14 protein-coding genes are annotated in these 14525 nt (G+C 42.0%); 12 read left to right on the forward strand and 2 right to left on the reverse strand.

The genetic code is table 11. The features are described from left to right. Positions 1–24: 24 nt before the first annotated feature. Positions 25–1236: a nucleotidyltransferase gene (locus BM126_RS03080; RefSeq protein ID WP_090988017.1), complete on the reverse strand. Its 1212-nt coding sequence runs from the start codon at positions 1234–1236 to the stop codon at positions 25–27. Positions 1237–1645: 409 nt separating this feature from the next. Between BM126_RS03080 and BM126_RS03085 the strand changes: the two genes are divergently transcribed. The 4 genes from BM126_RS03085 to BM126_RS03100 all read left to right on the forward strand — a co-directional run bounded on the left by BM126_RS03085 (position 1646) and on the right by BM126_RS03100 (position 4006). Next, positions 1646–2167, forward strand: a complete 522-nt coding sequence (locus BM126_RS03085; protein ID WP_090988019.1) for a YceD family protein — start codon at positions 1646–1648, stop codon at positions 2165–2167. Positions 2168–2236: 69 nt separating this feature from the next. Next, positions 2237–2410: a 50S ribosomal protein L32 gene (gene rpmF / locus BM126_RS03090; protein ID WP_071349404.1), complete on the forward strand. Its 174-nt coding sequence runs from the start codon at positions 2237–2239 to the stop codon at positions 2408–2410. 136 nt (positions 2411–2546) lie between these two features. Further along, on the forward strand, positions 2547–3305 hold the full coding sequence (locus tag BM126_RS03095) for an enoyl-CoA hydratase/isomerase family protein (RefSeq protein WP_256212961.1): 759 nt from the start codon (positions 2547–2549) through the stop codon (positions 3303–3305). Positions 3306–3388: 83 nt separating this feature from the next. Beyond that, the gene (locus tag BM126_RS03100) at positions 3389–4006 is read left to right on the forward strand and encodes an RsfA family transcriptional regulator (RefSeq protein ID WP_090988408.1); all 618 of its coding nucleotides are present in this window, start codon (positions 3389–3391) and stop codon (positions 4004–4006) included. Positions 4007–4125: 119 nt separating this feature from the next. Here the strand turns inward: BM126_RS03100 and BM126_RS03105 are convergent, their stop codons facing one another. Continuing rightward, complete coding sequence (locus BM126_RS03105) at positions 4126–4590, reverse strand: N-acetyltransferase (protein WP_090988021.1); 465 nt, start codon at positions 4588–4590, stop codon at positions 4126–4128. 273 nt (positions 4591–4863) lie between these two features. Between BM126_RS03105 and BM126_RS03110 the strand changes: the two genes are divergently transcribed. The 8 genes from BM126_RS03110 to BM126_RS03145 all read left to right on the forward strand — a co-directional run bounded on the left by BM126_RS03110 (position 4864) and on the right by BM126_RS03145 (position 14453). Next, positions 4864–5751 (forward strand): 2-dehydropantoate 2-reductase, encoded by an 888-nt coding sequence (locus BM126_RS03110; RefSeq protein ID WP_090988023.1) that lies wholly within the window; start codon positions 4864–4866, stop codon positions 5749–5751. Beyond that, positions 5748–6140 (forward strand): DUF3397 domain-containing protein, encoded by a 393-nt coding sequence (locus BM126_RS03115; protein WP_090988025.1) that lies wholly within the window; start codon positions 5748–5750, stop codon positions 6138–6140. The genes BM126_RS03110 and BM126_RS03115 overlap by 4 nt, the downstream gene beginning before the upstream one ends. 147 nt (positions 6141–6287) lie before the next feature. Then, complete coding sequence (gene bshC, locus BM126_RS03120) at positions 6288–7916, forward strand: bacillithiol biosynthesis cysteine-adding enzyme BshC (protein ID WP_090988027.1); 1629 nt, start codon at positions 6288–6290, stop codon at positions 7914–7916. 214 nt (positions 7917–8130) lie between these two features. After that, entirely contained in the window at positions 8131–8562 is a 432-nt protein-coding gene (gene mraZ, locus BM126_RS03125; RefSeq protein WP_071349410.1) for a division/cell wall cluster transcriptional repressor MraZ, read from the forward strand. A 50-nt stretch (positions 8563–8612) separates the two neighbouring features. After that, positions 8613–9545 carry a 16S rRNA (cytosine(1402)-N(4))-methyltransferase RsmH gene (gene rsmH / locus BM126_RS03130; RefSeq protein WP_090988029.1) on the forward strand — a complete coding sequence of 311 codons (933 nt, stop codon included), beginning with the start codon at positions 8613–8615 and terminating at the stop codon, positions 9543–9545. A gap of 29 nt (positions 9546–9574) precedes the next feature. After that, complete coding sequence (ftsL, locus tag BM126_RS03135; protein WP_090988031.1) at positions 9575–9934, forward strand: cell division protein FtsL; 360 nt, start codon at positions 9575–9577, stop codon at positions 9932–9934. Between the two features lie 5 nt (positions 9935–9939). Continuing rightward, the gene (locus BM126_RS03140) at positions 9940–12123 is read left to right on the forward strand and encodes a penicillin-binding protein (protein WP_256212962.1); all 2184 of its coding nucleotides are present in this window, start codon (positions 9940–9942) and stop codon (positions 12121–12123) included. Between the two features lie 407 nt (positions 12124–12530). Further along, the gene (locus tag BM126_RS03145; protein ID WP_090988035.1) at positions 12531–14453 is read left to right on the forward strand and encodes a stage V sporulation protein D; all 1923 of its coding nucleotides are present in this window, start codon (positions 12531–12533) and stop codon (positions 14451–14453) included. Positions 14454–14525 lie beyond the last annotated feature (72 nt).

Genomic DNA, 14525 nt, shown 5'->3' on the forward strand with positions numbered 1-14525 from the left:
TGTTTAAGCTTTTTTTGTGTTTTTTTACGGCAAAATGACTGGAGCTTCATACTCTCTTTTTATAAGGATATTTTGAGAGGGTGGTTTAAGCCCCATTGCATATATATTGGCGGCTTTTATATCTGCAAGGATATTATTGTCATGATATGACGATAGTTTTGAAATTAAAGGAAGAGGCAGGGATTTTTTAACTTCACTTAAATAGTTCCTTCCCCTGGCTGTCATGCCGAGCAGCCGTAAATATTGAGGCATTTGCCCATCTTGCAGCCGGTTTTGCCTCGGAGTTCCTGCAAGCACATGAATGAGAATCCTTTGAATTCTTGTCCATGTATAGCGCTTTGTTTTCATGCGCACCATAAATTCCTGGAAGTTAGAGGACGATAATGCTGCATCTTGCATCCTATGCTCTATACCTTCTTCCACTTCATAAATTTCTGCCAATTGAGAAGGAGTGGAAGACACAATTTTATATTTCAGGAGCGGCCAGTAATGTTCCCAGGTATGAAAGGAATGATAAGTCTTCATGTACGTTCCGAGAATTTCTTTCGTTGAGAGGGGAATGTAATCCCCAATTCCAGAAAGGTCCTGGCCGTTTTCCGACAAAGCCTTCCTTATGCCGGTTGCACTCGCAATATGGCCTGAGATAAGCTCGGTTTCATGGTAATCCGCTCCAATCCGCTGAATGGTAACAGGCTTTATGGAAAATCCATTTGAAAGGGCAGCTTTGACATATTCATAACCGAGGATATTATTCGGCTTCGTCAAATCGAGATACTGTCCGCCCTTTGAGAGCGTACTGAATACGAGTGAAGCTGCTTTTGGATAACTGTTTCCCTCTTTTATGAATTTTTTTAGCGATTCATCAAAAAGAACCTGATTTGCTTTCAAAAAATGATATGCCTGAAGGAATGGCTCTATTTTCCCTTCTTCACTTCCGAAACAAAAAGCCTCGCATTTCAAAGCTTCCAATATGCTGATAGACCCTCTTGCGAAGATTTCAGCACTATGCGGAGCAAAAGCAAAAGGAAGCTCTATAACCAGATCGGCACCTCCTGATAACGCCATTTCCGCCCTTGCCCACTTTGAAACCAAGGAAGGTTCCCCCCTCTGCAAAAACGGCCCGCTCATGACAGCTGCAACAATATCAGCGCCTGATTTCTTCCTGCTCTGAGCGATATGAAATGCATGGCCATTATGGAAAGGATTGTGCTCTACAACTACACCAACAGCCCTCATAACTTTCACCTCACCTGAATTAATTTGTATTTTTTCAACTTCATGCTAAAATAGTACTTGGCCTAGAGAAAAACGTAAGCGGCTGAACAGTCTGCGAAGCAATTAGGGCAGGAGCTGCATGGCGACTCAGCCATTAAAGGGCCGGCATCTTTTGTACAGCAGGCAAGCCGCAGCAGTTAGCCAAAGAAAAACGTAAACGGCTGAACAGCCTGCGAAGCAAATAGGGCAGGACCCCCATGGCGCATTAAGCCATAAAGTGCCGGCGTATTTTGCGCCGAAAATGCCGCAAAATGCATGAATGGCTTAAAGTTAAAATGGTTATAATGACTACATTATAGTGTAAAGAAAAAATATTGACAAACGGTAGAATGACAGCTATAATTACCTTTGTTGCCTTGAGGTGATTCATTTGAAATGGACAATTAGTCAACTTCAAAAATATCGGGATAAAAATTTTCAGATTGATGAATATGCGGACGTTACTGGAGTCATGGAGAGGGATCCGCAGATTCGCGGAGTTTCTCCGATAAAAGTAACAGGAAGAGCTGACCTCAGTTCGGGGAGAGTTACTTTCCATTTGCATCTTTCTGGAGAATTAATATTGCCTTGCTCCCGTACACTGGTAGATGTAAAATATCCGATTGATATTGATACAATTGAAACCTTTTTGTTTAACGCACACGGTGAAACCTTCGAAGGTGAAGAAGTAACTGTTGTGGAGGGTGACGTTGTAGATCTAATACCGGTAATAACAGAAAATGTATTGCTCGAAATTCCCATGCAGGTTTTTTGTGATGATGTCATTTCAGAAGAAGGAGCTCCCCAGTCAGGAAAAGATTGGGCTGTTGTTTCGGAAGAAGAAAGCAAACAAAAGCTAGATCCAAGATTAGCGAAGCTTGCCAACTTTTTTGACAGCGATAAGGAATCGTAATGGAATCAGGAAGACGGAATTCGTTTTGTCTTCATAGTCTTTTCACTTATTTTTAAGGAGGTGGGAATAATGGCTGTACCTGCTAGAAGAACGTCCAAGACTGTTAAAAGACAGCGCCGTACACACTTCAAGCTTCAAGTTCCAGGTATGGTAGCATGCCCAAACTGCGGTGAAATGAAACTTTCACACCGTGTATGTAAGGAATGCGGTACCTACAAAGGAAAAGAAGTTGTAAATAACTAATTTTACAGCTGCATAAAGATAGCATCCGCTTTTCTTTATGCACCAAAGCCTTAATTGGCTCAAAGCACAGAGACATGCTCTCTGTGCTTTTTTACATACCGGTTTCTGCGTTCAATTAATAGTCAGGAGGATGGATATGGAAGAAGCGGTCATGATTAAAAAAAATGAAGGCGGTTGCATGAAAATAGTCATTAATCGGCCAGAAAAGAGAAATGCCGTCAATACAGCGGTTATGGTAGGCCTTGAATCAGCGCTCGAAGAAGCTCGGGCAGATGATACGGTTAAAGCTGTGATATTAACAGGGAGCGGGGGAAAATCCTTCTGTTCAGGAGGAGACATTAAGGAGTTCAGTGTGCTTCACACTGAATCAGAAGCATTGGGCATGCTTGCGAGAATGGGGGAAATTGTTTACAAGCTGGCAGTTCTGCCGAAACCGACCATAGCCTTTTTAAATGGTAATGCTTTTGGAGGCGGCTGTGAACTTGCAGCAGCATGTGATTTCAGATATGCAAAAAAGGGGGTTTCATTTGGTTTTATTCAGGGAACCCTTGGCATAACCACGGGATGGGGCGGTGCATCCCTTTTGCTGGAGAAGATTCCTCATCAGGCAGCTATGGAATTATTAATGACATCCGGGATTTTTTCATGCGAGCAAGGACATGAAATGGGTTATATCGATCAAATCTTCAGCAGCCTTCAAGATGCTGACGATATGATCAAGCCTATTTTGGAAAGAGAACTCCATGTGCTGAAATCTTATAAAAAAATACTAGTCAGCAGGATGCAGCAGAATGGGATTAAAGAAAGGATGAAGGAGGAAATCAATAATTGTGCCGTGCTTTGGGAAACAGATGCACATCACATGGCGGTAGAGAGCTTTCTTAATAAAAAATAATTCATGAACCATCTAGCTTTTTCTTCTATCTTTTCTAGCAGGAGCATATGTATGAAATAAAAACCTGCTATGGAGGGGAAGAAATGTCAATTGCCAGACAAGATGCGTGGACCCAGGATGAAGATTTATTGTTAGCAGAGGTAGTGCTGAGACATATACGCGAGAGCAGCACACAGCTTAAAGCGTTTGAAGAAGTGGGAGTGCAGTTATCCAGAACAGCGGCAGCCTGCGGGTTCCGCTGGAATTCCTTTGTTAGAAAACAATACAAATCAGGCATTGAGCTGGCAAAAAAACAGCGTAAAGAAAATAAAGTGATAGCTAAGGAGACGGAAATACTCCCTTGTGGGGAAGATGCAGCGATTTCCCTTGCCCCTGAAGAAAGCCTTTCATTTGGAACTTCCCTATCCTTCGGGGAGGTAATGAAATACCTTACAAGATTAGAAGAAGTCTACAAGCTCCATAGCAAGGAAAAGGAACAATATACTTTGGAAAATGAAAAACTGGGAAGACAGATTGAAGTCTTGGCGGAGGAAAATAGGCTTCTTAAGGAAAAGATGGGGTCTGTTGAAGATGATTATCACGCCCTGCTGTCTATCATGGAAAGAGCCAGGAAGCTGATTGTTCTGGAGGAAGATAAAAAGATTCCGAAAGTTAAATTCCAGATGGACAAAAACGGTAATCTCGAGAGAGTCAACAAGTAAGATCATACAATATAAGCTGCAATCTGCTGTTTCAATATTCTATTATCACATTAATTTCATTTAAGATAATAAAAGAAAGCGCATGCAGCTAAGCACGCTTTCTTTTATTTTTCCTGCAGTCATTCAGCGGCGCTGTCTGGATGCCAGAGCAATGGGTTTTCTCCCAGGTCTCTTTCCATATCATATTCTGCATGTTTAAATTTCATTTTGTTCCAGAAGTTTTCTGACTTTACGCGCGGGCTGGTTTTAATAGGCAGTCCAAAACTTTTTGCATATTCAACCAAGGCATTTCCGTAGCCTTTTTTCTGGTATTCAGGAAGCACTTCAAGCTTCCATAGCTCTAGATAGTCCTGCTTAGGCTCAAAATAACGGTCAAATTTCGCTTTTCTTTCATATAAACTCATGCGTGCTACCAATTTGTCTCCGAAGTAGATCCCGTAAAAAGGAGATTGACTGTTGTTTTCAATGATGTTGTCCTCCAAATCCCCAAGCATGGACAGCTCCTGCAAACCATATTCTTTAAACTTTTTAAATTCCTCTAATGTTTTATAATTGACCAGCAGACGTTCTATTTTATATTCCATGCAAAGATCCCCCTTATAGCTCAATGGATGTGTCGCGAAGCCGGGCATTTTCCTCCGGCAGGTTAAACGGTTACTCAGAATTCATAAGACATACCTATTAAAGACATTTTATTCACTTATTATAGTATATTTCTTCAAAAAATTCTTTAAAAAAGGAAAGAGCAATGCTTTTGGCGTATTTAACTATATAGCGAAAACTTCGCTGAAATTTTTTTGTTAAAGCGGATACTTTGATATTATGAATGTAAAAAGTCAGGAATAAGGCAGGTTATTATGAAAATAGGAATTATTGGCGGCGGTGCAGTCGGACTGCTTTTTGCTGCTTATTTGAATGACGATCACGAAATTACCATATATACACGCACGCAGAAACAGGCGGAGCTGATAAACAGGGAAGGGCTGCTGCTTGTTTCGCAAAATAGGCATACCGTGAAAAAAGTGTCTGCAAGCAGGATGAGCGAACAAGTAAAGCGTGAAGAAATGCTTATTGTTGCTGTAAAACAATATCAATTAAAAGACATACTTTCATCAATAGGGGACATTGGAATACCTCTGCTGTTTCTGCAAAATGGATATGCTCATATTGATTTGCTGGAAAAACTGTCATCAGACTCTATATTTGTAGGAGCTGTGGAGCATGGAGCATTCAAACAAAGCGGAAATTCCGTCGAACATACAGGAATGGGAAAAACCCGCATTGCCGCTTTTTCCGGTGATCTTTCTCTGCTTCCTTTTTCATATCATGAATCCAATGGTTTTCCCTTTGTCTGGGAAGAAGATTACCATGAAATGCTGATAGAGAAGCTTGCCGCAAATTGTGTAATTAACCCATTGACTGGCATTCTTGGTGTGAAAAACGGAGCGCTTATAGAAAATCCGCACTATTATCAAGTATTTAAAGCTCTGTTCCGTGAAATCTCTCATGTACTGGAGCTGAAGGAGCCGCAAAGTCATTTTGAGCGTATAACGCAAATTTGCCGGAATACTTCGGAGAATACTTCTTCAATGTTAAGCGACCTGGAAAACGGGCGAAGTACTGAAATTGACTCAATCTTAGGATATGCAGTAGCCAAGGCAAAGGCTAATAAGAAGGAAATTCCGCTGGCAGCGGCTCTCTTGCATATGATAAAAGGAAAGGAAGCCGGGGAGGGCCATATATGATATCAATTCTTTCTGCAGTGGCAGCAGCTCTAATAACGGTTCCTTTCATCGGATATATAGCTGCGTTTGTGTTTGCTAAACAAGTGACTAAAAACCATCGGCGTTCTGTGCATCTGGCCATGGATGTCAGTACATTTTTATTTATTGTGTCTGTTCACTTTCTCATTATAGCAATCTGGCATAAATCACTTTTTTTAATTTTGCTTTTGTTCATGCTTGGAATTGCCCTCCTTGTTACGGTTATTCACTATAAAGCGAAGGGAGAAATTATCTTCAGTAAAGTACTTAAAGGGTTTTGGAGAGTGAACTTCGCCTTTTTCTTTTTCTGTTATATTGTTTTGACTGTAATCGGAATTTTATATCGCCTATCATGGACGCTTGCATCATAAATGCTGCAAGGGCTGCAATACATTAAGTGCAAAGCGTCTAATATATTGCGATAATAAATGGATTTATTGGGCAAGTTTTTTTGTTTTCCCGGGTCAGAATGATATACTCTAAAAAGAATTGCAGTAGCAGAGAAAGGGAGAACAAAAATGGAGATGAAAGATCTCGCTTTACCATCTTTAAATCGTTTTGCTTCAGATTACCTGGAGGGGAATTTGACGCTTGAGGATTACTTTCATTATAGCGTTTCAAGCAAGAGCTCTTTTAGTCGCAGATATGATGAGCTTATGAATCGCTCTTTTTGCAGGATGGAACTGGCGACTTACATACAGCAATATATGGCGCGCTTTCCGCTGAGCGATAAAGCCGCACGTAATATAGAAGATCTTAAGAATGAAACTTCCGTAGTGGTTGTCGGCGGGCAGCAGGCTGGACTTCTGTCAGGTCCGCTTTATACAATTCATAAAGTGATATCCATCATAAAGCTTGCCGCAGAACAGGAGAAGGAAATCAATGCGCGCGTTATTCCTTTATTTTGGATTGCGGGGGAGGACCATGATCTTGCCGAAGTGAACCATGTATATACACTGAAAAACCAAAAGCCTGAAAAGAAAACGTATCCGCTATATCATCCTTTTAGATCTGCAGTAACGGATGTTGAGCTGGATTTAGATACAGCATATGCCTGGATGGAGGAAATCGTCGAGACTTATGGCGAAACAGATTTTACAAATAAACTGCTTGCCGATATGAAGGATATTCTGCAGCAGTCAAATACTTTTGCTGATTTTTTTGCAGCTTTAATTCATGAGTGGTTTTCGGAATATGGATTATTAATGATAGATGCTGGTGACCCTTCATTGCGGAAAATTGAGTCGGAGTATTTTGGGCAAATCATATCAAACACCAGGAACATAACCGAAGCAGTTCTGTCGCAGCAGTCTTTCATGAAGGAGCAGGGGTATAACCGGGCTATTGAAATGGATCCAAGCGCGGCAAACCTGTTTTATTACGACAGGGACAAGAAGGAAAGAACACTGCTGGAATTTGACGGAGACACTTTTCATGGTAAAAACGGCGAGGTATCCTTCAGTTATGGCGAACTTTTATCGATAGCGGAAAATGAGCCTGAGAAATTAAGCAATAATGTAGTGACCAGGCCGCTCATGCAGGAAATGCTTCTCCCGGTACTGGCATTTATTTCAGGGCCTGGAGAAATTGCTTACTGGGCAGAGCTGAAGCGTGTTTTTGATTTATTCTCCATGAAAATGCCTTTGATCATGCCGCGCTTGAATATTACCATCCTTGAAAGAGGCATTTGGACTGATATGAAAGATACCGGCCTGGACTTGGAAACGGTCCTGACGGAGGGTGCAGAAGCATCCATGGAGGCCTTTCTTGAGTCCGTAAAAGATGATGAAGCTTGGCTTCAGTATGAATTAACGAAAAAACAGCTTGCAGAAAACCATCATCTTCTTTCTGAAAAAGCCATAGAAATCGATAGGGGTCTTGCTCCTTTGCTTGAGAAGAACCGCCTTTATCTAGAGAGGCAGCTGGATTTCATTTATGGGAAAATCGTTGATAGTACCAGAAGAAATCATTCTGTAAGTGTAAATAAATATCAGCGGATAACCAATTCCCTATATCCACTTGGCTCTCCGCAAGAAAGAATCTGGAACATCTTTTATTACTTAAACAAATACGGTCCTGACTTCATTAAAGAAATTATGGAGCTGCCGTATGAATTTAATAATCAGCATAAAGTCATTTTTATATAGGTAATCAGACAGGCCGTGTGCCTGTCTTTTTGTGTGCCTGGAAAACAGAATTTAAGGCAGGAATACTGTAAATTTATTCATACAATGGAACAGTTGCCCTCAGGAAAAAGCAATTGCAAAAGCAGGAATTACTTTCCCCTTTAACGAAAGTAAAAACAAGTGGTGAAAAGTGGGGGATTGTGGTACATTGATATTAGAAAGTGGGGGCAGTGGCATGTTCATGGGCGAATACCATCATAACATTGATACGAAGGGACGAATCATCGTTCCGGTTAAGTTCAGAGAAAGCCTCGGTGAAGAGTTTGTTTTAACACGGGGACTTGATCAATGTTTATTTGGCTATCCAATGGACGAATGGAAACTGCTTGAAGAAAAATTGAAAGCTTTGCCTCTTACTAAAAAAGATGCCCGCGCCTTTACCCGTTTTTTCTTTTCAGGAGCTACGGAATGCGAATTGGATAAACAGGGGCGCATTAATATTCCCGCACCGCTTACTGCTTACGGTCAATTAGAAAAAGAGTGTGTAATTCTCGGAGTTTCCAATCGAATTGAGATTTGGAGCAAGTCTCTTTGGGAAGACTATTTTACAACTTCAGAAGACTCTTTCGCTGAAATAGCAGAAAACATGATAGGTTTTGATATCTGATTCTGTACAGGGAAGAGCAGCTTCAATTATCGGTTGGAAGGATGTATAAGATGTTTCAGCATAAAACAGTACTGCTTAAGGAAACTGTGGACGGTTTGGATATTAAGCCTGACGGTGTGTATGTAGATTGTACACTCGGAGGTGCAGGACACAGTGAATACCTGTTATCGCAGCTATCAGCAAAGGGAAAGCTATATGCATTTGACCAGGATATTACAGCAATAAAACATGCTGCTGAAAAACTGGCCGGCTACGGAGAAAGAGTGACCCTTATTCAAAGCAACTTTGAACATATCAGTGAAGAGCTAAACACCCGCGGAGTACATAAAGTTGATGGAATCCTCTATGATTTAGGTGTTTCCTCTCCGCAGCTCGATACGCCAGAGAGGGGCTTTAGCTATCACCATGATGCCCCGCTTGATATGAGGATGGATCAGAACTCAGACATCTCTGCTTACCAGGTTGTTAATGAATGGTCATTTCAAGATCTGACAAGGATATTCTTTCAATACGGGGAAGAAAAATTTTCCAAGCAGATAGCAAGAAAAATCGAAGCTGCCAGGGAAAAGAAGCCTATTGAAACGACCTTTGAACTAGTAGAGCTTATTAAAGATGGAATACCGGCACCAGCCAGAAGAAAGGGCGGACATCCTGCCAAAAGGATTTTTCAGGCTATCAGAATTGCTGTAAACGATGAACTTGGCGTTTTTGAACATTCACTTAAGCAATCGATAGAACTTTTGAATCCCGGAGGAAGGATATCTGTCATCACCTTCCATTCACTTGAGGACCGGATCTGTAAGACTGTATTTAAAAGCGCAAGTGATTTGCCGGAGCTTCCGCACGGCTTGCCGGTCATACCTGAGGAATTCAAGCCGCCATTGAAATTAATTACCAGAAAACCTCTGCTTCCGTCTGAGGAGGAACTTGAGGGAAATAACCGGTCACGATCGGCGAAATTAAGGATAGCTGAAAAACTATAAAATAAATATTCTGTGAGGGGGAGTAGACAGTGAGCTCAATTGCAAAAAAAATTCAGGAACAGAATTATGAACAGCAGCAGCAGCAGCCAGTAAGCCAGGTCGTGGCGGTCCGGAAAGCTAAAATCAGTTTTGGGGAAGTTATATTATTGTGTGCCTTAGGTTTAATGATTGCCTTTGCAGGGGTGAAAATCATCACCAACCAATCTGCCATTTATCAAACCAATAAGGACATCCAGCAAGCGGAAGCAAAAATAGATGAACAGGTAAAAACGAATAATGACCTGAAGGTGCAAGTTGGAGAGCTAAGCACATACGAACGGATCTGGAAAAAAGCTGCAGAACTCGGACTAAAGCTGAACGAGAAAAATGTGAAGGTTGTGCAGAAATAATGCAGATGAAGCAAAAAAATATGAAGAGCGGAGCTGCGATATTATTTCTAATATTCGGCCTGCTCTTTTTTATATTAATATTCCGTTTTGTTTATATTGAAGCCACCGGGAAAGCAGGGGGCCAGGTTCTGGCAGCTAGGATTGAAAAAAAGTATAAAAAGGTGCATCCGATTGAAGCTGAAAGAGGAAAAATCCTGGATTCAAAAGGCGAGGTAATCGCTGAAGACACGTCCTCTTTCACACTTAAGGCCGTACTGGACAAATCTGTGACATTGAATAAAAATAAACCGAACAATGTAGTAGACCCTGAAGGGACGGCAGAAAAGCTTTCTAAGTATATTAAAATGGACAAGGAAGCGATTTATGAAAGGCTGACCAAAAAAGGTGCTTTTGAAGTGGAATTAGGGCCTTCCGGCAAGGATTTATCGAATGACGTGAAGCAAAAAATTGAAAAACTGGCGCTTCCCGGCATCTATTTTACCAGGGATAATAAACGCTTTTATCCCAATGGAGTTTTTGCCTCGCATTTAATCGGTTTTACAGAGAAGGATCCTGATACAGGAAAAACATCCGGAAGACTTGGCATAGAAAAATATTTGAATGATTATCTGAAAGAGAAAAACGGAAAAATCACTTATAACAGCGATCGCTGGGGAGTACTGCTGCCAAACAGCAAACAGCATGTTACACCTCCGAAAAACGGAAAAAATGTCACGTTGACAATCGACAAAAAAATTCAGACCTTCCTTGAGGACTCACTTACTAAGGTACAGAAAAAATATAATCCAAAGGATATCATTGCGATCGTCTCTAATCCGAAAACGGGGGAAATCGTGGCGATGAGCCAGCGTCCGACCTTCCATCCGCAGACAAGGGAAGGGCTTGCGGATACCTGGCATAACTTATCAATAGAGGAAGCATTTGAACCGGGTTCAACCATGAAGATATTCACTCTTGCAGCTGCTGTGCAGGAAAATGTTTTCGATCCAAACGGCACATATACCTCTGGCAGCTATAAAGTCCCCGGATCGATTCCGATAAAAGATCACAGCGGTATACCTAAGGGGAAAACCATGACCTTCCTTGAGGCAGTGCAGCGTTCCTCCAATGTAGGGTTTGCGACACTTGGCATGGATAAATTGGGTCCTGACAGACTGAGGGATTATCTTACCAAGTTCGGGCTTGATAAGAAAACAGGCATCGACCTCCCCTATGAAGCAAATAGCAAGATTCAATATAAGTGGAAGCGGGACAAGGCGTCTACAGCATTTGGACAGGCTTCTGCAATAACCCCCATTCAGCAGATTCAAGCGGTCTCAGCTGTGGCCAATAATGGGAAAATGATGAAGCCATATGTTATTAAATCTATTTCTAGCCCGGATACTAAAAAGGTAATAAAAAAAACGAAGCCGTCTGTGGCAGGCGAGCCAATTTCTGCTGAAACGGCAAAAAAGGTCCGCGAGTATCTCGGAACAGTCATCACAGCGAAACACGGAACAGGGCAAAAATATAAAATTGATGGATACGAAGTTGCCGGAAAAACTGGAACAGCGCAAATGTCCGGTCCTGGCGGAGCCTATTTGCATGGCAAAAACAATTATGTTTTCTCATTTATGGGAATGGCACCGAAAAAAGATCCTCAGCTTGTCATGTATGTGGCTGTTAAACAGCCGCAGCTTGCCGGAAACGAAGCGGGCTCAGATCCCTTGTCGGAAATATTTGATCCAGTCATGCAAAACAGCCTGCAGTACCTAAATATCAAGCCGTCAAATCTTAAAGATGAAACGGCAGAGAAAATAGGTGATTACCGTGACCAGACAACCAGCTCGGCTAAAGCTGATTTAACCAATAAAGGATATGACGCAGTAGTTGTGGGCAAAGGGAAGATGGTCATCGATCAATCCCCTAAACCAGGCAGCATCCTTCTTGAGGGTGAGAAAGTGGTTTTAAGGACAGACGGAAGCATGACAGCCCCTGATATGACAGGATGGTCTCTTCGTGACGTAATGAAGGTCGCAAGTATTGCGGGACTTGATTTAAATGCCTCGGGAACGGGGTATGTCTCTAGCCAGAACCTTAAAGCTGGAAAAGTAATAAAAGAGGGAACCTACTGCATTGTAAACCTTAAGAAACCTAGTGATATTAGTTTGATGAAAACAGAAAAAAAGAAAGATGAAGTGCATGACTGATTTTTAAGTCTTGTGCATGAAAGGCCGCGGCACGGAAGGTATCTTCCGTTATGCCGGGGCCTTTTTTTGATTGGCTGTTTTCGCAAACTTTGCTGATATGGAAAGAGGGGGTGATTTCCGCTTCAGGGTGCTCGCTTTCCGCGTGGCGGCGTTGGGCCTAAAGCAATGCTTGCGAGGGTCTCACCTTCCCGCTAGTCGAAGCAGGAGTACCGCGCTTTACTTTACACTCCAATCAACTCTGTTTAACAGAGGATTGCTTCACGGAACCTATAAAACAACAATCTTTAAGAAAACCCTTTTGATTAAAGGTATATGATTATCTGTTTTTTGAAGCATTGATATTTTTGTGTAATGCCTGCATCCAAACAAGCATATAGTTGTACAAGCTGATATTGGAGGTGTCTTTTTTGCGCGTTTCAAACGTAACTGTCAGAAAAAGACTGGCTATTGCATTAGTGGTGGGGCTTGCTGTTTTTTTAATCATTGATATTCGCCTGGGCATTGTCCAATTTTATCTTGGAGACAAGCTTACAAGCCTCGCAAAGGATTCGTGGAGCAGAAATATACCATTTGAGCCCAAAAGGGGTGAAATACTGGACAGAAATGGAGTGAAACTTGCGACAAATATCTCAGCACCGACTGTCTTTGTTATCCCCAGACAAGTTGAAAATGCCGAGGATACTTCAAAGAAGCTTGCATCCATTCTTGATGCCAATACTGAGAGTGTGTATAAGTTAATTACGAAATCGGAAATGAGCGTCATTATACCTGATGGCAGGAAAATCTCCCATGAAAAAGCAAAACAAATTAAGGCGCTCGGGTTAAAGGGTGTATATATAGCCGAAGATTCAAAACGGCATTACCCTTTTGGGGAATATTTATCACATGTGCTTGGGTTCGCAGGTTCTGATAATCAAGGGTTAATGGGTATCGAGCTTTCTTATGATAAAGAGCTTAGCGGCAAAAAGGGGTATGTGAAATTCTACTCGGATGCTAAAGGGAAAAGAATGAAAAACATGGCGGATGATTATAAAGCGCCCGAGGATGGAGATAATCTAAAACTGACAATTGACAGCAAAATCCAAACCATTATGGAAAGAGAACTGGATAATGCCCAGGCGACTTATGACCCGGATGGCATAGTGGGTATAGCGATGAATCCGAATACGGGGGAAATATTAGCTATGTCAAGCAGGCCAACCTTTGACCCTGATAATTTCCAAAAGGTCAAACCAGAGGTTTATAATCGGAACCTGCCTGTTTGGAGTGCGTATGAGCCAGGTTCTACATTTAAAATTATTACCCTTGCTGCCGCAATAGAAGAGAAAAAAGTAAACCTGACAAATGAGCATTTTTATGATTCCGGTCATGTTGAAGTCGGGGGAGCCAATCTGCATTGCTGGAAAAGGGGAGGGCATGGTGATCAGACATTTCTGGAAGTTGTCGAAAATTCCTGCAACCCGGGATTCGTTGAGATGGGGAACCGTTTAGGCAAAGATAAATTGTTTGAGTATATCCATGATTTTGGTTTTGGCGAGAAAACCGGAATAGATCTTCAAGGGGAATCAAAGGGGATTATGTTCAATATGGATAGAGTGGGGCCAGTAGAACAGGCTACGACGGCATTTGGACAAGGAGTTTCTGTAACACCCATACAGCAGGTAGCAGCTGTGTCTGCAGCAGTGAATGGGGGTACATTGTATACGCCATATATTGCTAAGGAACTGATTGATCCCAAAACTGGCAAGGTCTTGATGGAAAAAAAGCCGCAGGCAAAAAGGAAGGTCATTTCCGCTAAAACGTCCGCTGAAATTCGTAATGCGCTGGAATCTGTAGTCGCAAAGGGGAGCGGAAAAAAAGCTTTTGTGGAGTCTTATAGGGTTGGCGGTAAAACAGGAACTGCGCAGAAGGCACAAAACGGAAGGTACCTGGAAAATAACTATATCGTGTCATTCATGGGTTTTGCTCCAGCAGATAAGCCTGAAATTGTCGTGTACCTTGCTATTGACAATCCAAAAGCAGCGGTAAAATTCGGCGGAGTGATTGCAGCTCCGATCGTAGGGAACATCATGGATGATTCACTGAGGGCGTTAGGGGTGAAACCCAGGAAACAGCAGATTGAAAAAGAAACAACCTGGCTTGATCCGGTGATGATTAAAGTGCCTAATGTCGTGGGAATGAGCAAAAAGGAACTGCAGACGCAGGATGTGAATCTTCAGCTCGATATTGCAGGAACTGGGGATAAAGTCATAAAACAGGCCCCAGATGCCGGTGTAAAGGTGAAAGAAGGATCAACTATTCGAATATACCTTGGCGAAAGCGGAGAATAAGTATAAAATAATACAAGGATGATTTGAAGCGGCTGTAGCTAATCAGCCGCTTTGTTTACGGAGGAGACTGGC

Source organism: Bacillus sp. OV322 (assembly GCF_900112495.1).
Taxonomy (GTDB): domain Bacteria; phylum Bacillota; class Bacilli; order Bacillales; family DSM-1321; genus Peribacillus.

Coding starts and splice junctions, on each gene's coding strand:
- BM126_RS03115 (WP_090988025.1), top strand. CDS start 5,748: ATGATATCAATTCTTTCTGCAGTGGCAGCAGCTCTAATAACGGTTCCT.
- BM126_RS03110 (WP_090988023.1), top strand. CDS start 4,864: ATGAAAATAGGAATTATTGGCGGCGGTGCAGTCGGACTGCTTTTTGCT.
- BM126_RS03140 (WP_256212962.1), top strand. CDS start 9,940: ATGAAGCAAAAAAATATGAAGAGCGGAGCTGCGATATTATTTCTAATA.
- BM126_RS03095 (WP_256212961.1), top strand. CDS start 2,547: ATGGAAGAAGCGGTCATGATTAAAAAAAATGAAGGCGGTTGCATGAAA.
- rsmH (WP_090988029.1), top strand. CDS start 8,613: ATGTTTCAGCATAAAACAGTACTGCTTAAGGAAACTGTGGACGGTTTG.
- rpmF (WP_071349404.1), top strand. CDS start 2,237: ATGGCTGTACCTGCTAGAAGAACGTCCAAGACTGTTAAAAGACAGCGC.
- BM126_RS03105 (WP_090988021.1), bottom strand. CDS start 4,590: ATGGAATATAAAATAGAACGTCTGCTGGTCAATTATAAAACATTAGAG.
- BM126_RS03100 (WP_090988408.1), top strand. CDS start 3,389: ATGTCAATTGCCAGACAAGATGCGTGGACCCAGGATGAAGATTTATTG.
- BM126_RS03080 (WP_090988017.1), bottom strand. CDS start 1,236: ATGAGGGCTGTTGGTGTAGTTGTAGAGCACAATCCTTTCCATAATGGC.
- bshC (WP_090988027.1), top strand. CDS start 6,288: ATGGAGATGAAAGATCTCGCTTTACCATCTTTAAATCGTTTTGCTTCA.
- mraZ (WP_071349410.1), top strand. CDS start 8,131: ATGTTCATGGGCGAATACCATCATAACATTGATACGAAGGGACGAATC.